The organism is Shewanella zhangzhouensis (assembly GCF_019457615.1).
Classification (GTDB): Bacteria; Pseudomonadota; Gammaproteobacteria; order Enterobacterales; family Shewanellaceae; genus Shewanella; species Shewanella zhangzhouensis.
Window position 1 is genome coordinate 2,047,651 of the sequence record NZ_CP080414.1, and the last position, 23,725, is coordinate 2,071,375.

General features: G+C 53.5%; 25 protein-coding genes. 7 read left to right on the plus strand and 18 right to left on the minus strand.

Going from position 1 to position 23,725, the window contains the following annotated elements; genetic code table 11:
- Positions 1-26 precede the first annotated feature (26 nt).
- From K0H63_RS08815 to K0H63_RS08835, 5 genes are all read left to right on the plus strand, one after another.
- Positions 27-335 (plus strand): DUF6980 family protein, encoded by a 309-nt coding sequence (locus K0H63_RS08815; protein ID WP_220067614.1) that lies wholly within the window; start codon positions 27-29, stop codon positions 333-335.
- Between the two features lie 69 nt (positions 336-404).
- On the plus strand, positions 405-863 hold the full coding sequence (locus tag K0H63_RS08820; RefSeq protein WP_220067615.1) for a hypothetical protein: 459 nt from the start codon (positions 405-407) through the stop codon (positions 861-863).
- A 78-nt stretch (positions 864-941) separates the two neighbouring features.
- Entirely contained in the window at positions 942-1,274 is a 333-nt protein-coding gene (locus tag K0H63_RS08825) for a hypothetical protein (RefSeq protein ID WP_220067616.1), read from the plus strand.
- A 91-nt stretch (positions 1,275-1,365) separates the two neighbouring features.
- A complete protein-coding gene (locus K0H63_RS08830; RefSeq protein WP_220067617.1) occupies positions 1,366-1,605 on the plus strand; it encodes a hypothetical protein in 240 nt (79 codons plus the stop codon).
- Positions 1,606-1,743: 138 nt separating this feature from the next.
- Entirely contained in the window at positions 1,744-2,145 is a 402-nt protein-coding gene (locus K0H63_RS08835) for an SHOCT domain-containing protein (protein WP_220067618.1), read from the plus strand.
- Between the two features lie 964 nt (positions 2,146-3,109).
- Here the strand turns inward: K0H63_RS08835 and K0H63_RS08840 are convergent.
- From K0H63_RS08840 to K0H63_RS08915, 16 genes are all read right to left on the minus strand, one after another.
- Entirely contained in the window at positions 3,110-3,412 is a 303-nt protein-coding gene (locus tag K0H63_RS08840; protein WP_258405711.1) for a DUF2897 family protein, read from the minus strand.
- 14 nt (positions 3,413-3,426) lie between these two features.
- Positions 3,427-4,164, minus strand: a complete 738-nt coding sequence (kdsB, locus tag K0H63_RS08845; RefSeq protein ID WP_220067619.1) for an 8-amino-3,8-dideoxy-manno-octulosonate cytidylyltransferase KdsB — start codon at positions 4,162-4,164, stop codon at positions 3,427-3,429.
- Between the two features lie 55 nt (positions 4,165-4,219).
- Positions 4,220-5,290, minus strand: a complete 1,071-nt coding sequence (gene kdnB, locus K0H63_RS08850; protein ID WP_011759754.1) for a 3-deoxy-alpha-D-manno-octulosonate 8-oxidase KdnB — start codon at positions 5,288-5,290, stop codon at positions 4,220-4,222.
- A 19-nt stretch (positions 5,291-5,309) separates the two neighbouring features.
- Positions 5,310-6,497, minus strand: coding sequence for an 8-amino-3,8-dideoxy-alpha-D-manno-octulosonate transaminase KdnA (gene kdnA, locus K0H63_RS08855; protein WP_220067620.1), 1,188 nt, complete (start codon positions 6,495-6,497; stop codon positions 5,310-5,312).
- 144 nt (positions 6,498-6,641) lie between these two features.
- A complete protein-coding gene (can, locus tag K0H63_RS08860) occupies positions 6,642-7,259 on the minus strand; it encodes a carbonate dehydratase (protein WP_220067621.1) in 618 nt (205 codons plus the stop codon).
- A 159-nt stretch (positions 7,260-7,418) separates the two neighbouring features.
- Positions 7,419-7,832 (minus strand): type 2 periplasmic-binding domain-containing protein, encoded by a 414-nt coding sequence (locus tag K0H63_RS08865; RefSeq protein WP_220067622.1) that lies wholly within the window; start codon positions 7,830-7,832, stop codon positions 7,419-7,421.
- 12 nt (positions 7,833-7,844) lie between these two features.
- The gene (locus tag K0H63_RS08870) at positions 7,845-9,026 is read right to left on the minus strand and encodes a porin (RefSeq protein ID WP_220067623.1); all 1,182 of its coding nucleotides are present in this window, start codon (positions 9,024-9,026) and stop codon (positions 7,845-7,847) included.
- Positions 9,027-9,163: 137 nt separating this feature from the next.
- Positions 9,164-9,991: an alpha/beta fold hydrolase gene (locus K0H63_RS08875; protein ID WP_220067624.1), complete on the minus strand. Its 828-nt coding sequence runs from the start codon at positions 9,989-9,991 to the stop codon at positions 9,164-9,166.
- Positions 9,984-10,685 carry a M15 family metallopeptidase gene (locus K0H63_RS08880; protein ID WP_258405686.1) on the minus strand — a complete coding sequence of 234 codons (702 nt, stop codon included), beginning with the start codon at positions 10,683-10,685 and terminating at the stop codon, positions 9,984-9,986. The genes K0H63_RS08875 and K0H63_RS08880 overlap by 8 nt, the downstream gene beginning before the upstream one ends.
- Entirely contained in the window at positions 10,676-11,824 is a 1,149-nt protein-coding gene (gene dapE / locus K0H63_RS08885; RefSeq protein ID WP_220067625.1) for a succinyl-diaminopimelate desuccinylase, read from the minus strand. Before dapE ends, K0H63_RS08880 begins: the two co-directional genes overlap by 10 nt.
- The gene (locus tag K0H63_RS08890; RefSeq protein WP_220067626.1) at positions 11,821-12,165 is read right to left on the minus strand and encodes an ArsC family reductase; all 345 of its coding nucleotides are present in this window, start codon (positions 12,163-12,165) and stop codon (positions 11,821-11,823) included. Before K0H63_RS08890 ends, dapE begins: the two co-directional genes overlap by 4 nt.
- An 89-nt stretch (positions 12,166-12,254) precedes the next feature.
- Positions 12,255-12,764 (minus strand): PTS glucose transporter subunit IIA, encoded by a 510-nt coding sequence (crr, locus tag K0H63_RS08895; RefSeq protein ID WP_220067627.1) that lies wholly within the window; start codon positions 12,762-12,764, stop codon positions 12,255-12,257.
- Between the two features lie 71 nt (positions 12,765-12,835).
- On the minus strand, positions 12,836-14,539 hold the full coding sequence (ptsP, locus tag K0H63_RS08900; protein WP_220067628.1) for a phosphoenolpyruvate--protein phosphotransferase: 1,704 nt from the start codon (positions 14,537-14,539) through the stop codon (positions 12,836-12,838).
- A 14-nt stretch (positions 14,540-14,553) separates the two neighbouring features.
- The gene (locus tag K0H63_RS08905; protein ID WP_011759765.1) at positions 14,554-14,811 is read right to left on the minus strand and encodes an HPr family phosphocarrier protein; all 258 of its coding nucleotides are present in this window, start codon (positions 14,809-14,811) and stop codon (positions 14,554-14,556) included.
- A 64-nt stretch (positions 14,812-14,875) separates the two neighbouring features.
- Positions 14,876-15,274: an ACT domain-containing protein gene (locus K0H63_RS08910; RefSeq protein WP_220067629.1), complete on the minus strand. Its 399-nt coding sequence runs from the start codon at positions 15,272-15,274 to the stop codon at positions 14,876-14,878.
- 145 nt (positions 15,275-15,419) lie between these two features.
- On the minus strand, positions 15,420-17,036 hold the full coding sequence (locus K0H63_RS08915; protein ID WP_220067630.1) for a methyl-accepting chemotaxis protein: 1,617 nt from the start codon (positions 17,034-17,036) through the stop codon (positions 15,420-15,422).
- Between the two features lie 302 nt (positions 17,037-17,338).
- Here K0H63_RS08915 and K0H63_RS08920 point away from each other — a divergent pair, with 302 nt between their 5' ends.
- Together K0H63_RS08920 and K0H63_RS08925 are read left to right on the plus strand one after the other, a co-directional pair.
- On the plus strand, positions 17,339-18,025 hold the full coding sequence (locus K0H63_RS08920; RefSeq protein WP_220067631.1) for a DUF3334 family protein: 687 nt from the start codon (positions 17,339-17,341) through the stop codon (positions 18,023-18,025).
- 103 nt (positions 18,026-18,128) lie between these two features.
- Positions 18,129-19,163, plus strand: coding sequence for a LacI family DNA-binding transcriptional regulator (locus K0H63_RS08925; RefSeq protein ID WP_220067632.1), 1,035 nt, complete (start codon positions 18,129-18,131; stop codon positions 19,161-19,163).
- Between the two features lie 170 nt (positions 19,164-19,333).
- Here K0H63_RS08925 and K0H63_RS08930 read toward each other — a convergent pair whose 3' ends face one another.
- Both K0H63_RS08930 and K0H63_RS08935 read right to left on the minus strand, forming a co-directional pair.
- On the minus strand, positions 19,334-21,820 hold the full coding sequence (locus tag K0H63_RS08930; RefSeq protein WP_220067633.1) for a glycoside hydrolase family 15 protein: 2,487 nt from the start codon (positions 21,818-21,820) through the stop codon (positions 19,334-19,336).
- A complete protein-coding gene (locus tag K0H63_RS08935) occupies positions 21,807-23,363 on the minus strand; it encodes an MFS transporter (protein WP_220067634.1) in 1,557 nt (518 codons plus the stop codon). Before K0H63_RS08935 ends, K0H63_RS08930 begins: the two co-directional genes overlap by 14 nt.
- Positions 23,364-23,725 lie beyond the last annotated feature (362 nt).

Here is a 23,725-nt window from a genome sequence, read left to right on the forward strand (position 1 = left end):
TTGCGGGCAAACGTTAAGTGTCCAAAATGAATAAGCGTTGTTGCCAAGATATGCAGAGAGCAATCACTTTGGATTGCACCCAACACAAAGACATATATTCATGCCCGGATGTACTTGTTAGTTACATTCCAAAGTTCGACGAATATGGTTTGATTATTCATGACGGCGGTAGTGCATCGACTGAAATAAACTACTGCCCTTGGTGCGGTAAAAAGCTACCAGAGTCAAAACGCGATGAATGGTTCGAGGAACTTGAAAAACTTGGTTTTGATGAACCTTCCGAACAAGAAATTCCAGTGGAATTTAATAGTGATGCTTGGTACCGCAACACTTAACCAGTTGCTCAAGTTTATTTCGCCAGCCAAGGTTGGCGCCAGTCCCTTAGTAAAGCGTTATACGACTTGATGAACACTCAAATCCAATTCAGCGATTTATACAGCGCATTCAGTGGTTACCCTCTTAAATCAAAAATTGAAGAGTGTCCCCATTGTGAGCTGCAAAGTGCAGAAGATTTATTGCACAAAAATGATTTGACCCAGCTAGCATGGGATGATCTTCAGCTCTTCATTGCTAAGACCATGACAACATTTGGTGACGTAGACGATTTCAAACACTTTTTACCCCGCATCTTTGAGCTATACATCACGGATTATTGGAACGCGCCATATGATTTTGGATTGTTTCTCTCAAAGCTCGAGTATGGTCGTTGGACTACGTGGCCTCAGAGAGAAAGAGAATCTGTGTTAAGGCTGTATGAGAGTTGGGTAATGCAATTAAAGGAATCTAGCTTAGAGGAAGATAGAGAATTGCTAGAGGATATTGTTGCAGACATAAAATACTATGAGGTCAAGTTTGTCGTATAACCAAGCCAGCCAGCACCGCTCCCTGCGGTCGCTGGACCTCGTTTCACTCGGCCGCTGCTGGCGGCGTTAGGCATCTCAATGAACCTTGATGAACTAGTAAATTCTGTGCCTGAAATCGAACTGAGAGAAAATCTCTCGCACTGGGTCAGAGAGTGGAAGCAAGACGATAAAGATATTGAGGCGCTCGCTTATCTAATTGGAAAATGGCATGGAAATGTTTGGTTTCAAGATACGGATTCATCAAACAACTTCCACTCTGAATTTCAAAATTTTAAAAGTGCCGCAATAGACAATATTGGCGGCTTAACATTAAACGAACGTCTGTATTGGTTTGGTCTTTTTGAAGTATGGGAAGGCGGTAATGAAATCACGCAAAATCGCTTACGTAGTAAGCTCCGCGCAAATGCCTAACCAGTTGCTCAAGTTTACTTCGCCAGCCAAGGCTGGCTCCGTGGGACTGGCGCGTTGCGCCAGCCCCTTAGCAAAGCGTTAGGTGATTTCAATGAATCCAGCTTTGACCGAACTTCGTAAAGAGTTAGCCAGCAAAGGTTATAGGAGAGGCACTTATTCAGTGGGTAAAACTCCTATTGGCGAAGGTCATTGTATTCTGCAAGAAGGTAATATTTATCTAGTTTTCTATTATGAAAGAGGTAATAGATATGAACTGCATAGTCATGTTGACGTAAATGACGCAATTTACCAGTTTCGAGAAAGATTACAGAACGACCTTTTTACTAAGTAACCCGATGATATTTTATATGAAATGGGTATTCTTCACCTAACCAGGTCACCCCGAGCCGCTCCCCGCGACCGCAGAACCTCGCTTCACTCGGCCGATACTCTCGGCGTTTGCTAATGTTTTCATATAAAGGATAAAGAAATGAAAATTGAAGGGAAATCTCAAACAAAAGACTCAAAATACAACGCGACAATTGGCTTTATAGTCAGCATCGGTATGCTTCTTGTTGTTTTTATGGCAATTGATTTCTCTACTATGCCTGCATTTGGCAAGGTATTCATGATTTTATGGATCTTTGTTGTAGCAGCACAGGGTTATCAGGCATATCGTAATTCTATTTTTTCAAACAATAGTCTTCATCAAAAAGTGACAGATCATAATTTGGTTTTGAAAGGAGAAGCGGGATCTGCGCTCAGTAGACCAAAAAATGACCATGCGGACAGACTCGTAAAAGTTGAACAACTTTATAACGATGGGTTGTTGTCAAGGGAAGAATATTTGGCCAAAAGAAAGGATATTTTGGACGGAGATTGGGGTAGCTAAAACTCCCGGTAGTGCCAATATTGTGTGCTGTGCTTAAAAAATCCCGTCCTGGGGTGACTGTTCTTTTGAGTTATGTACAAACAATTAACTCGTTTTCTATTTGCTGCTTTCGTTGTGCTAATAATAATGCCTTCGACCTTAGCGCAGTATTTGGCCTCTATCGTTGGCAATATCTGTGAAAGTGGTCTTTACTCAGTTCGCGATAGCTGCTGAGGCCTAATATACGGCCAAGCGTTTTGATAGGTTTTCTTTGGTCACTGGGTCAGTAACGCAAAATTGCTTGTCCACTTTACCTGTATGCCACTGCTTTTTAACCTGTCGTGATATGCACATTTTTTATTTATGAGGATTTATATGAAGTTTTACCCTTATCAAACAATTCAGACTGTTAACTTACCGACTCTTTTATTTGCGGCTAGGGCACTGGGTATTCTTTCTTACATTTTTTCTCTATTTACCGTTCTGCTTTGGGGCGCTATTTTTGTTGTTGAGTCCGGCATCAGGCAAACCTCTTTGTTTTATAGCTTTGGCACACTGGCAGTTACCATCTTACTTCTGGTTATTAGTGGGTTGTGTGCTGCAGTTGTATCCTGTGAATATAAGTACACCCATGACTAATACGTCTTGTAACCTTCGAGTTGCATCATTCTCACGCTAAAGACTTCCTCATGATTGCTGTGGCACTTCATCCTGTTATAGCCGCTGTGTTTGGACTTATATGCCAGCCTTATCTTGGGGATGGGGTGTTCCTATGTGATGAGCGTTTGCCCCGTTATCCATGTTTGGTTTTATAAGCTTATCTGGCTGCGCACTTGTTCTACCGTGCAGTTATCACCCGGTGCAACAAGCAGCGCTGTACGTGGGATTGGTTGGAGTAAGAGAGAACAAAAACGCCCCATGAACGGGGCGTTTTTTATTGGCTTTTTATTGGCCTTATATTGGCACGGCACACAGCAAACCCAGCTTAATCGGGTTTGCTCTCTGGTGGCGTTTGGCGGTCGGCATTTGGTGTACTTTTGGTCGCAACATTGGCCGCAGCATTGGCCGCAGCATTGGTCGCAGCTTTGGCGGATTTGGTATCAGCCCCAGATGCGGATGAATCATCACCCGTGCTATCTGCAGTAACCCTGGATTTGTTTTCCGCTGGTTTTTTGGGGGCGCCAAACTGGGGCATTTTAAACTTGGCGCTGTATTTGAGTACGGCGATGTTTGAAAAAATCACCCCAATCACCAACAGGATGATGAGCCAGACTTCCAGATTTGACATGCCGGACGCGTTCATCAGTCTACCTTCAGACGATTTTCACAGCGGCGGATGTCCTCTGGGGTATCCACTTCCGGTGAGTCGAAGGCGCTGATGGCGACTTTAATCCGGTGACCGTACTCGAGGGCACGCAGCTGCTCGAGCTTTTCAAGATCTTCCAGGCGTCCCAGGGGCAGGCTGTTGAAGGTGTGTACAAAACGGCGGGTGTAGGCATACACACCCAAATGCTTGTACACAGGGTATTCGCTTACGTCACGGCCGAAAGGAATGCGGGCACGGGAGAAGTAGAGCGCATACATGTCGTTGTCGAACACCATCTTCACGTGCTTGGGATCGTCGAGCTCGGCCTTGTCGCTTATCTGGTAACCCAGGGTGGCCATTTCAAACTCGCCGGGATGACGGCGGAACAGCTCAACAATCTGCTCGATGGAGATAGGGTCAATCAGGGGCTGATCGCCCTGGAGGTTAATCACCAAATCATCGTCGGCCAAACCCAGCTGGGTGATGGCGTCTTCGATACGGTCGGTACCCGATGCAGCATCGGCACCCGTCATTACCACTTTGCCGCCAAAGGATTCAACGGCAGCTTTAATACGTTCATCGTCCGTGGCCACGTAGATGGCATTCAATCCCTTCGCCAGTGCCGCACGCTCATAGACGTGCTGGATCATGGGTTTACCATTGATGGGAGCCAATGGCTTGCCGGGAAAACGGCTGGAGCCGTAGCGGGCAGGGATCAGCAGGGTCACGTTCATCGAAAAATTCCTGGACTCTAACAAAGCGGGCTCCCGAAGGAGCCCGGAAACAAGACTAGATGCGACGGTACAGCTTGGTCAGCATCTCGTCGGTCACTTTTTCTTCCCAACCGTCGCCGTACACGTTGTGCCACAGTGGGCCGAGGCTCTTGGCCACTTTAACCATACGAGCAATGGTTTCATCTGGCAAATCTTTGCAGATGTCTTTTGGCAGGGTGATGTTGTGCTTTTCCATCATGGTGCGGAACTCGGCAACGCCCTCTGGATAGAACTCTTCCAGCACGTTAAAGGCGATACAGTTGCCGATACCGTGATGGTAGCCCAGCACGTAACCGAGGCCATAAGACAGGGCGTGACAGGCACCCACCTGGCTGTAAGCGATGGACATGCCGCCCATGTAAGAGGCCATCATCAGCTTGTCGTCTTTTTCCGGATGGTCGTCCAGGTACACCTGACGGCACAGCTCCAGTGATTTCTCACCGAAGGCCTTGGAGTATTCGTTCAGGTAAGTGCCTTCCAGCGACTCGATGCAGTGGATATAGCAATCCATACCAGTGTAGAACCACTGGTCAACAGGCACACCGGCGATAAGCTCAGGATCCATAATGATCTGGTCGAATACGGTGAAGTCTGAGTTCAGACCCAGCTTACGCTCAGGGCCACACAGCACGGCGGTGCGGGAGGCCTCGGCGCCAGTACCGGAAATGGTTGGAATACCGATATGATGTACGGCAGCCACCTTAATCAGATCCCAACCCTGATACATGGCAGAGCCACCTGGGTTGGTCAGCATCAGGGATACGGCCTTGGCCAAATCCATGGTAGAACCGCCGCCCAGGCCCACGACGCTCACAGGCAGCTTGCTGTTGAAGGCCTGCACTTCTTCGGTGAGGGCATCTACCTGCTCGGTAGAAGGCTCGTCATCAACGTTTACCCAAATCAGCTTGTCTTGTGGCTTGACCGGGATACGGCTTTCCAGTGGTTTGCCCTGGTGCACGTCGTCCACCAGAAACACCACGAAATCGTCATCGTTCTTACGCTCGGCGGCCAGTACTTCGTCGAGCTGGTTAAATGCACCGCGACCGAAGATCATCTTAGGTACAGCTTTGAAATTTCTGAACTTCATTGCAAAAGACTCCCGTCTATTATTGGGCAAAGGCCTTCTTGATGTTGGCAATACGTTCCTGGATCTGTTCTTCAGTCCAGCTGAGCTTGATGAGCATGGAAATGGTGCGGCTCATGATAGCGTCAGATTTAGGTACCGAAATCTGGGTGTAGTCAGGCTTGTCGGCCACCAGGGTGATGGGCAGGGCAGCCGGGGCACTCAGGTTTTGAATGTGGTCCCAGTTCTTCAGGTAGTGCCAGTTGTTCACATACCAGTAGAAGCAGCCATCAACGCCGTTGGCCGCCAGGGCCTTGCTGATTTCCTGCGCGCGCGCTTCAGTGGGCAGCATAAACGACAGGAAGCCCGCGTTGTCGCCCTCTGGGTCAGGAATAACGCGGAAGCTGACGTCGGCAATCTCGGCCATGGCATCTTTAATCAGCTTTTTGTTTTTACGCTGAATGTCGAGGATGGTGTCGAGTTTACGCAGCTGCGCCAGGCCCAGGGCGGCGTTCATTTCGCTGATGCGGAAGTTCAGGCCCATGATTGGGTGCTTCTCTGCGCCTCTGTCGTTACCGATATGGTCGTGGCCGTGATCAGAGAACATGTGGCTGTGGTTGTAGATGGTTTCGTCGTTGGTTACCACGGCGCCGCCTTCACCACAGGAAATGGTTTTCACTGAGTCGAAAGAATAACAACCTACCTGACCGATGGTACCCAGTGCCTGGCCATGATAGCTGCCGCCGATGGCCTGACAGGCATCTTCCAGCAGCACAATGCCGTGTTCGTCACAGATGGCCTTGATTTCAGCCATGTGGCCCATAGAACCACACATGTGCACAAAGTTAACGGCCTTGGTGCGAGGGGTAATGGCGGCGCGGATGCCTTCGGGTGACAGACACAGGGTCTCGTCGATTTCGGCAAATACTGGTACGGCGCCCGCCATCATGATGGCTTCAACTGAGGCCACGAAGGTAAAGGGAGGCACAATCACTTCATCACCGGCACCAATGCCAGCCGCCATCAGCGCGGTGGTGAGGGCACAGGTACCGCTGGAGAGCAGGTGAGCGTGTTTGACATTCAGCTTCTCACATAAGAGCGCTTCGAAGTCGCGGCTTTTCCAACGGTCATTGCGCATGCCATCGAAGTTGTAACGGAAGGTAAAGCCGTGCTCCATAACATCTGCGACTTCCTGCTTTTCTTCAGGACCAAAAATTTCAAAACCGGGCATGGAAGTGATTCTCCTAAATTCTACACATGGCGCCTTTGGCGCAATGAAAAAACCCGAAGATTATACCTGTGTTGGCAAGGTGATAGCGATGGGGAGGGCGAAAAAAATCAAAAAAGGCAGCGCGCTGGCTGCCTGTGGATTTACTTAGCCTTTCAGGCCAAGAAATGTCTCTCGGTCGACGGTGACATCCAGGTCGGTGAGCAGGCCGTTGGTGATGCCGTATATCCAACCGTGGATGGCGACTTCCTGCCCCCGGGCCCAGGCTTCCTGAACTATGTTGGACTCGCTGACATTGGCTACCTGCTCAATCACATTGAGTTCGCACAGGCGGTCAAAGCGAGCCTGATCATCAAGATTTGCCAGCTCGTCGTTATGCAGGCGATGAATATCGCGAAGGTGACCAAGCCAGTTATCGATAAGGCCAAGGCGTGCGCTGCCCATGGCGGCACGCACGCCGCCGCAGCCGTAATGGCCCACCACCATAATGTGTTTCACCTGCAGCACGTCCACAGCGTATTGAAGCACCGACAGGCAGTTGAGGTCGGTGTGGATCACCATATTGGCGATATTACGGTGAACAAATACTTCGCCCGGCAGCAAGTCAATGATTTGATTGGAGGGGACCCGGCTATCGGAGCAACCAATCCACAGGTATTCGGGGTTTTGCTGCTTGGCCAGGGTTTCGAAAAAGCCCGGATTTTCCTGCTGGATGCGTTGTGCCCATCGACGGTTATTGTCGAACAAGGGTTTGAGTAGTTTCATCTTGTCGTCGTAATTTGGCGAAATTCGGCGCTAGTGTATCAGGAAAATTTCCCGTGGCTGGTCAATCCATCTTAAAAAGCTGTGATCCAAACGAAAATACTGATCATCCGATAAAAAACAGGCCCCATCCGGAGCCTGCTTTTTAGACACGCGTTTACCTCAGAAACGGGCGATTACCTTAACTGTGTCGTTGACGTTGGCGGCATCCACGAAGCCAATCATGTTGGGATTGGACGCCACCAGACTCAGCATTTCGGCATCGTCAACGGACTTTGGTGGCTGGCCCTGACCGGAAAATACCAGTTTGGACCAATAGGCTTTGAGCTGGCTTTCAGATTTGCCGAGCACCTTGTCCACAAAGGCTGTTCTGGTGCTGCTGCCTTCTTTCAAATCCAGGGGAACTACGGGGCCGCCGCCGGGGAAGGACTTGAGTTTACCGAGGTAAATCCGTGAGATATCGCCGGAGTCCATGGTGACGCCATTACTGGGATGCACCACAACCACCACCTCGGCCATGGCGCCAACAGACAACATCAGGCTGGCACAGGCGCATAATGCAGAGAGTATTTTCATGATAGAGCCTCCTTAAAAGACCAGGTCTACGCCCATTAACAGTACCTGCCCATCGGTGGCCGGGCCTTTATCGTTGGTAAAGTCAGTGTATTCCACCTTAAAGGCAGCTGAGCTGTGAAAATCCCATCGCATACCGAGGGTGTAGTAGTAGCTGTCCTGCTGTTGGGTTTCGAGCGCCATTTGTGTAAGACCGATGAGGGGCGCCACCTGTGCCTGTGCCGCTGGGGGCAGCGCGTTATACACAGGCAGCATGGCGTCAAGCGCTTCGTACTGGGGTTTGTTTTCATCCCAGCCGTAGGTGGCGTGCAGCGTGAAAGCACCAAAGCGAATGCCACCGGATACGAAGGCGGAATCCTGCAGGGCAAAGGCGCTGGGGTCTAGGTCAATGCTGGTGTACTCGGCGAGAATAAACCAGTTTCCGGGATCGTATTTGCCGTGGACACCAATGATTGAAGCGGAATCGTCTAAGGGGAGTATGTCGTCCACTGCCTGTGCCGGAAACAGACCTGTCGCATCCACCGCCGCGGCCAGAACTATCAGGTCGGGGTACTCATAACTGAGTTCAGACACATACCCCAGATTCAGGCCGTATTCGAAGTCTCCGGTGGTGAAATTGAGGTTAAGTATGTGCCCTTTGGCAGAAAAGGGGGCAGGAGTGATGTCGGTTCCCGAAGGCACATAATCATCTTTGGAAGAGGTGATGTATTTGTAGGTAACCCCCACGTCGGTATCACCCCAGAGGGTAGAGTACACCAGCCCCACGCCTTCACCGCTGCTGAAGGGCAGTGAGTACACCCCCTGTGGCGGCATTATCCAGTGATAGGCGAAGCCCACATCGATGTAGTCCGAATACTTGTAGAGGTTGAAGCGCTGTCTGCCGGCCATCAACATCAGGTTATCTGTGAGGTCGTAGGACAGGTAGGCCCATTCAAATTCGACATCATAATCATCCCGGCCACGGGACAACAGTTGTGCTGTAGCCCGCAGGCCGCCACCCAGATCGGCGGCCACCTGAACGGCGAACTTGGTATTTTGGTTGAAGTCGATTTCGCTGTCATACCCGTAGAGGGATTCGTCATCGTCCAGGCTGCTGCCGGCAACGATGGAGGCAAATCCATTGATTTGAATCTCTGCCCATGCGGCCGGAGTTGCCATCAGGGCAGCAATGGTCGCTGCGACTGTACTTATTCTCATGACTTAGGATCCTTATGAGGGAAAGACAGTATTAAAGCTAGTAGATAAGTATGAGAATTCACGAATTTGTAACAAAAAAGGGCCCCGAAGGCCCTGATTTGTCAGCAAGTTTGCTGAAGATCAATTCAACGAAAAAATCACTTCAGTTGAGTCGTTAAAAAACTCAACAGTTTTTCGTTCACAAACTGTGGGTTTTCGAGGCAGGAGATGTGCCCGGCAGCTGGAATGTGTACCAGGGTGCTGCCATCTATGGCTTCGTGCATCAGGTAGCTTTCAAGCACACTGCGGGCCTTGTCTTCCACGCCCACCATCACCAGCACGGGCAGAGTCAGCTGTTCAACATCATCCATGGTATCGCGGCGCCCGAACACCAGACGGCCCATACGTTCGATGTCGGCGATACGCTCGCCTTTGAGTGTTGCAAGGTGGGCGGCAAAAGTGGCCGTGAGGCGCGGATCCGGATTGTGTGAGAAAAACAGCGGCACTATGGCCGCTATCATGGGCGCAGGAACGCTACCGGCCGCCTTGATGACATCCAACATGCCAAAGTACTTGGCACGGGTGACTTCCGGTTCAAAGCCGATAAAGCTGTCCATCATGACAAATGCCTGAACCCGCGCCGGGGCAATCAGCACCAATTCGGCCCCCCACATGGCGCCTACACTGAGGCCGACAATGGAGAAGGTGTCCACATTGAGGCTGTCCATCAGCGCCAGCATATCTTCGGCAACGCCGGTGAGGCTGTTCAGTCTTGATGGCACAGGGCCCGATTGACCGTGGCCATGCAGGTCTACCGCGATAACCCTGAAATGTTTGGCCAGCAGCGCCAGTTGCTCCTGCCACATCATGCTGTCCCACAGATAGCTGTGACCGAGCAGCAGCACGGGGCCTGTGCCCATGTCGAGATAACTTAAAACCGTGTCCGGCAAGGTGAAGGTTTTGCGATATTGTTCAAATTCATTCATGACGTAAATCCAGCTCGTCAAAGGGAAAAGAAGGTGGGGCAAAGTGCTTTACATAGCGAGATACCAGGGCGTCCAGTCGCAGCAGTACTGTGTCTTTGAGCGCCATGTCACTGGCGGTAATCACAGCCCTAAGCTGAGTAACATCAAACTGATTGATAGCAAATTGGGCCGCCGGGGCGAAGCTGATGTGCCAGGGTTCGGGGCTGACACCACTCTTACCTGCCTGATAGGGCAGGAAAAATCCAAACTCCTGACAGTGATCCCCCAGCCAGTTTGCCATTGCGTGGCAGGGGCCATCCTGGGCATATTCCCAGGCTTCGAGTTTGAGCGCATCCCTGGCTATCCGGGTGGCATCAAATACATCCAAATCGCTACCCCAGTGATGGCGTGAGCAGCCCGGCAGCGCTGACCAGAGCAAGATGGTGTCTATCAGGGTGTCTGCATCCAGCCCGGTTGCATCAACGGGCTGACCATTGATATCCAGTAAGGGGCGCTTACCGCTTGCCTTGGCATTCCAGATAGCCAGTTGGCGTTCGAAGCTGCGATAACCCGAGGTCACGGCAAGCTGAATGCCTGCCTTGGCGGCTTGCTGCTGCATGGCGGCAAAGGCCGCTGCCGCGGCGGGGTGCATCATCACCCCGTCATGGCTTACCAGCCTTGGCTCGGCGGCGCCGTAAATCCAGCTCAGTTGCACAGCAGCTTTTCCAGAATGCGCTGGTAGCAGCCGGTGAGCAGCTCAAGATCGCTTGCCTTCACGCACTCATTCACCTTGTGGATGGTGGCGTTGACCGGGCCAAGCTCAATGACCTGCGCTCCGGTGGGCGCGATAAAACGGCCATCGGAGGTGCCGCCGGTGGTTTGCGGGTCGGTGTGGGTGCCGGTGACTTCGAAAATGGCTTCACGGGTGGCATCCAGCAGCGGGCCTTCGCCGGTGAGGAAGGGCAGACCGTTGAACACCCAGTCGATGTCGTAATCGAGCCCATGGGCATCGAGAATACCCAGTACGCGGGCAATCAGGGTCTCGGCGGTCACTTCGGTGGAGTAACGGAAGTTGAACATCACCTTGAGTTCACCGGGGATGACATTGGATGCGCCCGTGCCGCCGTTGATGTTGGCAATCTGAAAACTGGTGGGCGGGAAGAACTCATTACCCTTGTCCCACTCGATACGGGACAGCTCAGCCAGGGCCGGTGCCGCTTTGTGGATGGGGTTATCGGCCAAATGGGGGTAGGCCACATGGCCCTGAATGCCTTTGACGATGAGGTTACCCGTGAGGCTGCCCCTGCGGCCGTTTTTCACCACGTCCCCAAGCAAGTGGGTGCTGGATGGCTCGCCCACCAGTGCCCAGGTTATTTTCTCATTGCGTGCTTCGAGGGTTTCTACCACCCGCACAGTGCCGTTGATAAAAGGACCTTCTTCATCGGAGGTAATCAGAAAGGCGATGGAGCCCTGATGATTGGGGTGCTCGGCCACAAATCGCTCGGCGGCCACCACCATGGCGGCGAGGGAGCCTTTCATGTCGGCGGCGCCGCGGCCATGGATATAACCGTCAATCACCACAGGATCAAACGGGGGCGTGTGCCAGCGATTCAGATCGCCCACCGGCACCACATCGGTATGGCCGGCAAAGCAGAACACAGGCCCCTCGGTGCCACGGCGGGCCCACAGGTTAGTGGTGTCTTCAAATACCATGGGCTCTATGGTAAAGCCGATGGGGGCAAGGCGTCTGGCCATCAGGTCCTGACAGCCTTCATCGAGTGGGGTGACAGACGGGCGTGAAATGAGCTCGCGGGTCAGTTCAATCACATCACTGTGGGTGTCTGGGCTGCTCATTGGCCAAATACCTCGCTATACAGCTTGTCGTTAAAACCGGTGTAAACGGCGTCGCCTTTTACCAGTACCGGCCTTTTGATGAGCGTGGGGTATTCCAGCATCAGCGCGATGGCCTTATCGGTGTCTATATCTTGCTTTTGCTCGTCGGTAAGCGCGCGAAAACTGGTGGATTTTTTATTGAGCAGCGGCTCAAATCCGATGCGCGCAACCCAGTCATTCAACTGCTCGGCAGCCAGACCATCGACACGAAAATCATGGAAAGGGACGTTATGGCCATTGGCTTCGAGCCATTTACGGGCCTTTTTCACGGTATCGCAGTTTTTAATGCCAAAGAGTGTCACTGGGGCGCTCCATCTGCAAAAGGAAAGGGCCGCATTGTGGCATGGGGGATTACGCCCCTCAAGTGCCTCGCGCCCCCTGTGAATGAATTTCAGATTTCGACGGTAAATATCACGTCTTTGCCGGCTTCGACCCGGCCCTGGGATTTTTCCAGGTACTTGATGTCTTCCATGTTTGCCAGTACCACTGGGGTAAGCAGGCTATCGGCGTGTTCGCGAAGGTATGCCAGATCAAACGCCAGTATGGGATCGCCGGCTTTCACTTGTTGGCCTTCTTCGGCGAGGCGTTTAAAGCCGTTGCCCCTGAGTTCAACGGTGCCGACACCAAAGTGCACAAACAGTTCCAGCCCCTGTGGAGACTCGATACTGAAGGCATGGTTGGTCTCGAAAATTTTGCCTATGGTGCCATCAATGGGGGCATATATGGTGTCACCCTCGGGGGCGATGGCTATGCCGTCACCGACGATTTTCTCGGCAAACACCACGTCGGGCACCTTCTCTATGGGATAAATCTCGCCGGAAACCGGCGCGAGTATGGCAATGCCACCTTCAATGGTTGGCGCCCCGGAAATCAGTCGCCGAATTCGGCTGAAAAATCCCATGACTGCGTACCCCTTGGTTTATAGGCTGATCTTGGCGTCAGCGAAAAAGACATCATACTGAAACATTTAGCTTATTTATAGCTACTTATACAGGCATCGAGCTCGGATAATCTGTCTGCCATCAGGGCGCGCCCGGCAAGCTGGGTACAGCGGATGAACTCCTGACGGCAAATGGCGGCTTTGACTTCGAGCATGGCGCCCACGTTAACACTGAGCTCATCGAAGCCAAGGCCGATTAACAGCGGAACAAGGCGCGGATCGCTGCCCATTTCTCCGCACAGCGACACCTTCACATCCTGACTGCGGGCACTCTGCAGCGTCATGCTGATAAGCCTCAGCACGGCGGGCGAGAGCGCAGGATAATCCCTGGCAAGACAAGGGTTGCCCCTGTCAGCCGCCATGGCGTATTGGGTAAGGTCGTTGGTGCCTATGCTGACAAAGTCCAGCACGGGTAACATGGCTGGCAGGTTGAGCACGGCGGCGGGCGTTTCCACCACTATGCCAAGGCTGATATCGCCAAAACCTTTTTCTTCATCGTCCAGCTCTCGGCGACAGGTTTCCAGCAGCGCCAGCACCGCATCCAGCTCTTCCACCTGATTGACCATGGGGAACATCAGGCGCACATGGCCGTGATTCGCGGCTCTGAGCACGGCTCTTAACTGGGTTTTGAGGAGTTGCGGATTGGCGAGTGTATAGCGAATGCCTCTGAGGCCCAGCGCGGGATTTTCTTCTTTGACCTGACACAGGCAGGGCAACTCTTTGTCGGCACCTATATCCAGGGTACGTATGGTCAGTACCCGTCCTTCAAGTGCATGAATGGCGTCGGAGTATAGCTGGTACTGGGCGCGCTCGTCGGGGAGGGTGGCCGAGTGCATCAACATAAATTCGGTACGCAGCAGCCCTATGCCGTCGGCGCCAAGGCCAGACACCTTGAGCACGTCGTTCAGGTTCCCGACGTTGGCGAGCAGACTTATCTCATGACCATCCAGCGTCATGGCGGGTTTGTCGCGATACTGGTCGAGCTGCTCCCTTGCTACGCGTGCCGATGCTTCGTGCTGGCGCAGCAATTCGAGCTCTTCACCCTCAGGGTTGCGATAGAGGGCACCGGCATCACCGTCGATGGCAAGTTTGTCACCGTTGTTAATTCCCAGCTCGCTGTAAGGGCAGCTAAGGAGTGCCGGAATGCCCGCCGCCCGGGCCAGAATGGCTGTGTGGCTGGTTAAGCCACCGGACTTGAGCACGATACCGGCAACGTTGTCCAGCGGCAACACGGCAAACTCCGCCGGGCTGATATCGTCCGCCAGCAGTATGGTAGGCACCTTGAGCTTGCCGGGCTCTTGCCCCGGCTGACCGAAAACGGCCTGGATAAGGCGCTTGCCCAGGCTTCGTACATCTTCGGCGCGCTGGGCCAGGTAAGGGTCATCCAGTGCTTCCAGTTCGCTCGCCTGGTGGGCAAAGACACGTTCGATGGATACACAGGCCGAAAATTGCAGTTGAGTGATGGTGTCGGCAATGTGCGTGCGAAGATCCGGGTCGTCGAGATACAGGAGGTCTGCTTCCACCAGTGCATAGGCATCGCTTTGGCTTTCCAGCGCCTGCAGGCTGGCAGTCAACTGCTGCTTGAGTCTGGCCAAGCCACCGTCGAGGCGGCTCAGCTGCTGGGGAATACGCTTGATGGGCAGGATGCGGTAGTCAAGCGGCTTGTGCCCGGTATTGAAGTGAAGGGCTTCACCGAAGGTGACACCGGGTTTGATGGCTATTCCGTTAACCTGCATCATGCCTCCGGCTTTCAGCTTAAAGTGACCAGCAGCGCCGAGACTCTTTCAACGGCGTCTTCGGCCTGGGGACCCTGGGCAAAGACCCGGACATTAACCCCCTGATAAAGGCCCAGGGTCTGTAACTTAAACAGGCTCTTGGCGCTGGCTTGCTTGCCATTACATTCGACTATCACGTCACATTCAAAGGATTTGGCCTCTTTGACCAAGAGGGCGGCAGGGCGGGTGTGGATCCCATGGGGCGCAGTGATGGTGACAGTTTTTTCGTACATGGCTTCAATTGTCTTCCAAAGAATGGCGCTATTGTCCAACAAGGTGGCGAAAGGAGCAAGGCACTCAGTCGGCAGTTTGGGGATGGTCGATGATCTGATACCCGTTTTTCTTCAGTGCCGCCACCGCCAGCTCCCGTTTCTCCTTTTTGACCAGAATGTAGTCGGTGTCAAAGGTTGAAATGGCAAAAATGCTGATGTGGTTTTCGGCCAGAATGGCCGAGATGCGCGATAAAATCCCTGTCATGGAAAACCCCAGTGGCCCGAGCACTTCGAGGCATATCCAATTGGTTTCGGCTTCCAGGCTGTCCAGCTCCAGCTCTGAGGGCACCACCACAGAGAGCTCTTCACGGGTTTTACCGATGAAGAACATCTCCTGCGCGAACACCTCGGCAGGCACCGGAGTCTCCGGGCTGAAGCTGTGAATGCTGTATAGTCTGGCGTGCAAAGCAAGGGTTAAACGCACTAATGGTCCTCCTGAAGGAGCCTGAAACGGCAGAATTTGTGCAAGCTTTTGTGCATGGGTTAACGCCTAGCCTAGCACAATTCGGACGCATAAAAAGGGGGGACACTGTGGCCCCCCTTTTTACTTTTTCATGGACTCAATACCATCAAACCTTGAAGTGCCCGAGGGCCTTGGCCAGTGCCCGGCTGATGGATTGCAGCGAACCTGCGGCATGTCGATTGCCTTCGTTAGACTCGACCGCCAGCTGCATTTGCTCTGAAATATTGCTGATATTGCGATTGATTTCTTCGGTGACCAGTGACTGCTCTTCAGTCGCACTGGCAAGCTGGGTATTGATGTCGTTAATGTGGGCCACCAGCGACAGGATGGCATCCATGGAGGCTCCTGCCTGACGGGCCTGACCCTGCAGCGATTCGGACAGTGTCTGGTTGGCACTGTTGGAGGCGGTGACATCGCCGATACCGGCCTGAATTTCACTGATGATTTTCTGAATTTCATTGGTGGACTGCTGGGTGCGGTTCGCAAGGGCACGCACCTCATCGGCCACAACCGCAAACCCTCGACCATGGGCGCCGGCACGGGCGGCTTCGATCGCGGCGTTGAGCGCCAGCAGGTTGGTTTGCTCGGCAATGGCGCGGATAACATCGAGAATGCTGCCAATCTGGCCGGAGGCGGCGCCAAGTCGCGCCGTGGTCAGCTCTGCGGCCTTCAGTTTTTCCACCAGAGATTCTGTCTGTTTTAATGTGCTGGTCATCAGCGACTGGCTTTCCTGGGCCTGTCCCTTCACCTGTGCCGCTGAATCGGCTGCCTGCTGGGTGTTGTGAGCCATTTCCTGGCTGGTGGCCAGCATCTGATGAATGGCGGCGGCGACGCTCTCGGTCTCACGATGGATTTGTTCACTGCTGCGATTGGCGGTTTCCACCGCCTGGCTCAGGGCCTGGGCATCTTCAGTGAGTTCATCGCCCATTGGCTTGATGTCTTTAATTAACTTACCGATTTTTTCGGCAAAGCGATTAAAGGCCTTGGCGAGGTGAGCCACCTCATCTTTGCCCTCGGTGTTCAGCCTGGCGCCCAGATCCCCTTCGCCGTCGGCGATGTCTTCCAGCGCTTCAATGGCGCGGGTGAGGGGAGAGGTGATGGAATGATTGAGTGCCATAAAGAGGGCAAACAGCGGCGTGGAAATCAGCATCATAATGATGAGCGTATTCCAGATGGCGGTTTCCATGGCGGCATTAACATCGGACACAAAGGCCCCGGTGATAACAGTCCACTGCCAGGGGGCAAATTGACGGGCCTCGGCTAGCTGGGTGCCGGTTTTACCCGTGTCCGGATTCAGGGTTTCTATTTCGGCAATGGCCTTTCCCTTGCTGCGGGCATCGCTGACCAGGCTTTGGATGGATTTGTCGTTCACCCGGGTGCCAATTTTCTGCGACTGACCACCGGCGGCGAGGATCTGACCCTCAGCATCCACTACGATAAAGTAGCCACCATTGCCATAGTGGGCGGCATTGATAAGACTCGCCACTTCAGCCTTGGCATCTGCTTCGCTGATTTGCCCCTGCTGCACCTGCTGTTTGTGCACCTCTATCAGAGACAGTACGGTATCCAGCTGGCCATCATTTTGAAGCCATTTTTGCTGCTCAAGGTTGTTGTACTGTTCCTGGATATTAAAGGCCGCGAAGCAGAAGGTGCCAAGGGCTGCCAGCGCCAACATCATGATCAGACGCTGTAAGATGGTGAATTTTCTGAGGAAGGCAATCATGGCCGTCTCCGTAAGCTGTAGGGCAGGCAAGAGTCTATCAGATAGCTATGGTCATTCTGTGCGACCTTGGTGTAAATCCCAGGGTAAAAGTGTAAATCCGTGATCCTTGCCCGACTCTGTTGCTGCCCTGTTTCAAAGAGACCGGGCATCATCGCGGGACGAAGGTGTATAGTGGGAGATAAACAGCGCACGCACCCGTTGCCGATAAAATAGACGCTTATCAGGTTAATCGTTTGTTTTGACTTTGATTTCAAGTGATTTTATGCGCAAGATTAACTAATTCAATCAAAAGGCGGATAAAGATGAGTGTTACTCAGATAGTTACCTCAGAAGACATATTACTGAAACTCTGTCATTCGGTATCCCATGTGCTGTCCCACACCAGTGGCAGCAGGGTCACCCATGCGGCCATGGTGCAGAATATCTCCAGCACCCGTTTAAAGCCGGATCTGGGCTGTTTTTCCATTTTTGATGGTGGGTTTTCGGGATTGGTGGTGATTAACTTCTCGGCCGCTTCCGCCGTGGAAATCTATCGCCGTTACATGCTCAACATGGGCATGCCTGAAAGCGAGCTGGCGTTTTCCCACAACTCCGATGAAGTGGGTAACGTGATGGGGGAGCTGATGAACCAGATCCTGGGAGACTTTATCGGTAAGGTGTCCAAGGAGCTGCAAACCTCCATAAGTCAAAGTCAGCCGAAAATGCTGACCATCAACAAGGAAATTACCATCTCTATCGATGCCAATCTGGATGAACCTGTGATCCGCCGCGTGTCTTTTATGACCGAAAGCAATCACATCTTTTATCTTGAATTTGCCATGGACAAGACAGAGTTTGTCAAAACCCGGGAGTTCGAGTTGGACGAAGAGTTCGATCCGGATTTCCTGATTGAGCAACACGGCAATGCCAAGTCCCCCTGGTCTCAGATGGCCGGCAAGGGCATAGTGGCCGATGATGCTGATGATTTGCTCGATGAGCTGGGGATCTAAAGTCGCTTGCTATACAAGGAATTGCACTTGATTTACCATGGGCTTACCGTTCTGTGTCGGGGCGGTGGCCTGTGGCCCGAGCAAATATAACAAGAGTCCTGTTATGGCGAGTAAAGCGACCTCTATTGATATTGCCTATCGGGCGGGTGTGTCCCAGTCCACGGTGTCCCGTGCCCTGAGGGACAGCCCCTTGGTGAGTCCGGAAACCAAGGAAAAAATCCGTGCCATTGCCCGCGAGCTCAACTACAAGGTCGATAAAAACGCCAGTAACCTGCGCACCCAAAACAGCCATACCCTGGCACTGCTCCTTTGCGAAGACCCCACCAACGACGACTCGTTGATTAATCCGTTCTTTTTGTCGATGCTGGGCTCGATTACCCGGGCTACTGCCAAGCAGGGCTATGATTTGTTGGTGTCTTTCCAGCAGCTTTCCAGCGACTGGCACGCCGACTATGAAGACAGTAACAAGGCCGATGGCATTATTCTGCTGGGCTACGGTGACTTTGTTGACTACGAGCACAAGCTGGAACGCTTGCTGGCGCAAAATACCCACTTTGTGATTTGGGGTGCTGAGCACAACAAGTCGACGGTCGCTTCCGTCGGCTGTGACAATCAGCAGGGCGGTTTGATAGCCACCGAGCACTTGTTGTCCCTTGGCCGCAAGTCGGTGGCATTTTTGGGGGATGCTTCAAGCCACAGCCCAGAATTTCGCGACCGCTACCTTGGCCATGTACGGGCACTCAAAGATGCAGGTCTTGTGGTCGATAAGCGCTGCCAGGTGGATGCCATCAGCACTGAAAGTGCCGGCTTTGATGCTGCCAACAAGCTTATTCGCAAGGGTGCCCAGTTTGACGCCATCTTTGCCGCCAGCGATTTGATTGCCATCGGGGCTATCAGAGCGCTGAAAGAGGCCGGACTGCGGGTACCCGAAGACGTGGCTGTGGTGGGCTACGATGATATTCCGGTGGCAAGCTTTGCCAATCCACCACTGACCACCATTAAGCAAAACACCCAACTGGCAGGCGAAATGCTGGTGGAAAGCCTTCTGAAGCTCATTCACGGCGAGACCGTGCCCCCAAGGTTAATCCCAACCAGTCTGGTGGTGAGGAAATCCTGCGGCATTGACCTTAACAGTTAACGGCGCTCAACTATCGGGGCAGATGAACCCGGTCACAGTTGCCGCCTGATGCAAGGCAAAAAATTACAGCGATAGATCGCAGCAATAAACTTGAGCAATAAAAAAGGAGCCCGATGGCTCCTTTTGTATTCTCAGCGGCAAGTGCAGCAGGTGCTGCTTTGCCTCAGGACTTACTTTGTCTCAGGGGCTGTCTGCTTGCCGAAGGGGTAGTTATCCCACACTTTGGCATCATGGACAGAGCGTACCAGTTTCACGTATTCGGCGTGGGTCCAGGCGAGGGGCGTAGCCGAGTTGGTACCGTCACCCAGACGATAGCCAAAGCGGGTGGCATCGCCCACACCGTCCCACACCTGTTCCGGCAACATTCCACCGCTGTTCGCAAGGCTTTCCATCCCCGCAACGTAGGTGCCGATTAACCGCTGCTTATCGGCATCACTGAGGGGCTTGCCTCCCAGCGTGGCCTTGGCCAGCTCGTAATGACCGCGCTCACCGGTAAAGAAGGGCCACACCCGTCCACGCTGATTGGCGCTGTTGCTGCCATTTTCGGCATAGTTGGCGCCGGTAACGGTATCTTCGCCGTAGCCGTCGTTACCATAACGTCTGAAGCCCGGGAATGCCTGTCCCTGCGCCGTGGTGAAGTCGTAGCGGATGCGCAGATTGTCTTCCAGGGTCTTGTCATCCACTAGAGCCAGGGTATTCACAACCAGTGGGTTGTCGGCGCCGCGTACACCATAACGTACCAACTCCAGGAAGCCGCCATCGAGAATTTGACGCTGATCCAGCCCGGGACGACCGTTATTGTCGGCGAGCTTGGCGTCGGTATCGGGCGCACCTTCCGGTGAAATCCGCAGAATATAGGGTTTATCCGACAGCAGCCCTTTGTTTGTTACTGTACGCGCTTCGAGCTGCTCACTGTAGCGCGAAGCGGCTGCGAGGTATTTCTGCGCCCCTTCGCTGTCGCCTGCATGCTCGGCTAGGGCACTGGCTGCCTGTAATCCTGTTATCACTGCCGCCATGGTGGAGGGTGAAAAGCCTGCTTGCTCTTCCCAGCGTTCCTGTTGGGTGCTCGGTGGAGTGATAGTGCGCTCATTCCAGTCGAGCTTGATGTCACCGCCGCTCACCAAAAAGTCGGCTGCGCTTCTGAGCATATCCTGATACCAATGACGCGCCTCATCATCGCTGAGCTCACCGGCTTGCCACAGCTTCCAGCCGAGCATGATGGGCATGGCGGTTTGGTCCAGCTGCACGGCAACCCATTCGATTTGCCCATCCACATGGGTCTTTTGCAGGAACCAACCGGGCGCCCCTTCGTAGCCTTTGAGGGCAGGGCCTGCCTGAATCTGTTTAAGGTATTCAAAAGCGACCTTGGGGGTTTGGGTATCACCCATGGCCAAAAACGCCATGGCGCACTGATAGAAATCCCTTGGCCAAACGGCCTTGTAACCCGTGCTTGGCGTAACCGCTGGAATGGTATCGCCCCAGGGGTTGGAGAGGGACGCAATCAGCGCACCCGCATGGGTTTTGTCTTCCTGCGCCTTGAGCACCATGGCACTCAGGTTAAGGAGGCGGCCATTGTCTGCCGTGGCACTGCCCATGGCACTGAGGGCAGGCAGGGACGCCAAATACTGCCGCCATCCAGGTGTTGTGTCGTTACCTCTGAAGTCCTGTGCCAGCGCATCAAAGCCTGCTGTGAGCGACGCCTTTGCGTTGGCTGTGGCCGCATCAGCGCCCAGACCAAAGCCCAGTACCACATCAAAGGTGAGGGTTTCGCCCCTGGCGAGGGTTTTCAGCTCACCGGTGAGGGCCACGTTACCCACCTGGGGAGCGGCGGCATCGGTAAAGGTCTGGCTGTAACCGGTCAGGGGAGCGCCCGCCATGATGGCCTCAACGCCACTGGATACCCCTTCAAAACCCACCTGTCGGCGCACGAAATCCGTGCTGATTTCCAGGCTCAAGGCGCTGGAGTCCTGCGCCTTGTCGGTTATCACAAACCCCGTGTGAGACAGGTATGCCATGTCGTCGGCGCCACCATTGTCGATGTGAGGATCGGCATACAGGAAGGGGGTGATACCGTCTTCAAGCGCCTCAATGGTGACCCGCATGACAAGAGAATCCCGATGGGGATCTGTGACTATTTTCTTCTCGATACGGTATTTTTGCTCTTTATCCGTACTGGTTAGCCGCATTGCGAGGGACTCGGGAAGCCCTTTTTCATCCAGGTGCAGATAGTCCTGCTGGTGGTTGGCATCCTTGGCTTCAAAATCGACAAAATCCTTGCCCTTAATAATAAAGGACAGTTCACGCAACTGGGCATTGTGAATAAGGCCATACATGGTTTCGGTCAGCACGCCATTGGCCACCGAAAACCACACCCGGCTCACCGGGTTTTCGGCGGTACTCACATAAGCGCCGTCCACATAGGGCTCATAACTGGTACCGATCCCGGTTTTACCCGCGAAGGCCCACAAGGGCGTAGTGCCGGGGGCGCCCGGGGCAACTTTCACAACCGCCTTATCCTGAATGGTTTCCTGGGGGGCGGGGGCCTGTTGGCAGGCAGAAACACCCAGTGCTGCCGCAATGGCAAGGCTGAGGGCTCGAAGCGAAGAAGAATTGGTCACTGGCACGAAAGCGTCTCCCTGATAATTAGACCTGGGCATCGGCATTGCTGCGCCCGGGTTCCTGCTCTCTGGCAGGGACAAAAAGCACTGACAGGGCGGCCAGCACCATGGCGCTGCCACCGAGGATAAGAGCGTAGATGGGTTCATTGCCAAACAGGCTCTTGAGAATAAAACCAAGCACAGTGGCGGCCACCAGTTGGGGGATGACGATGAAAAAGTTGAAGATCCCCATGTATACACCAAGCTTGTTGCCCGGCAGGCTGGTGGAAAGCATGGCATAGGGCACAGACAGAATAGAGGCCCATGCAAAGCCGACGCCTATCATGGGTATCCACAACATGGCCGGGTCGGCAATCAGGTAAAAGCTCATCAGCCCAAGGCCGCCGAGGCACAAATTCATGATGTGAGCGCCCTTAAGACCCAGCAGCATGCACTGCAGCGGGATCACCATGGCGGCCAGTGCCGCAAAACCGTTGTAAGAGGCAAAGAGCACTCCTACCCAGTCCGCGCCGTCGTTGTAGGCTTTGGAGAGTACGTCGCTGCTGTGATAGTGGTAGGAGGTCACCGCTGCCGTGGTGTAGATCCACATGGCAAACAGGGCAAACCAGGAGAAAAACTGCACCAGCGCCAGACGCTTCATGGCATGGGGCATGTGGAAGAGGTCATCTACCACTTCAAATACCATTCCAAGCTTGCCGCTGCGCTTGCCTGCCGCGGTTAAACGCTGGGCGCAGTACCATTGCAGCGGGCCAAAGGCGAACACGCCAAGCCCAAGCAGATACAGCTGCTTATCGAGATTGGCGACAAAGGTGGCGGCTGTGATAGCAAGGCCCAGGGTGCTCCATACCAGGGCGCCTTTTCGATACGCCTCAGGCGTACGGCCATGTTCGCGTTCAAATCCGGTTTGCTCGTGTCCCTTAAAGCGGCTGAGTTCTTCCGGGCTGTATTCGCGGCTGCTGACAATGGTCCAGCCAACGGCCGCGAGCAGCACAACACCGCCAAGATAAAAGGAGTAACGCACAGTGTCGGCAATCTGTCCTTCGGGCGCGATATTGGATACGCCGGCAAAGTTAGACAGCAAATAAGGAAGCGCGGATGCCACTACGGCGCCTACGCCGATAAAAAAGCTTTGCATGGCAAAACCCTTGGCCCGCTGTGATTCCGGCAACTTATCTCCCACGAAGGCGCGAAATGGCTCCATGGCGATATTGATAGAGGCATCCATTATCCACAGCATGCCAGCAGCTACCCACAGATAGGGCGAGTGGGGCATGATGAACAGCGCCAGTGTGGTCAGCACAGCGCCAATCAGGAAGTAGGGACGACGACGCCCAAAGCGGTTCCAGGTGTTGTCGGACAGATAACCCACTATGGGCTGAACCAGGAGGCCGGTTAGGGGGCCCGCTATCCACAGAATGGGGATATCATCGATGCTGGCACCCAGGGTCTGGAAAATACGGCTGACGTTGGCGTTTTGCAGTGCAAAGCCAAACTGGATACCGAGGAAGCCGAAACACATGTTGAAAATTTGCCAGAATGACAGTGGCGGCTTGTCTCTGAGTGGGGATGTGTGGGAAGTCATAGGTGTCCTGTTGTGGGTGCTTTTACCGCAGTGAAGTCACGGCAGCCCTTTTATTATCGGATACAAAAAATCAGCGGCGAGAGCCTCCCTCAGACGCTCGCCGCCCAAGACCTGTTCCCACTTCGTGGAAGCGAAGTCGGGCGAGGTACTCCAAAGCCGGAAGGTCCATTCTTCCGTAACGACCCAGCCCCCGAAGGGGCTCATAATCAGCGCATTCATCCTAAACGGCGTACAGGATAAGTGACAACTACTTACATACGTATTCATCCCCGTTGAATAACCTGCGCGCAACATGCTATTGCCTTGGCGAATATGCATTACTGACTGAAATAGTTGCCATTTTTGTTATTGGGCTTGTGTGT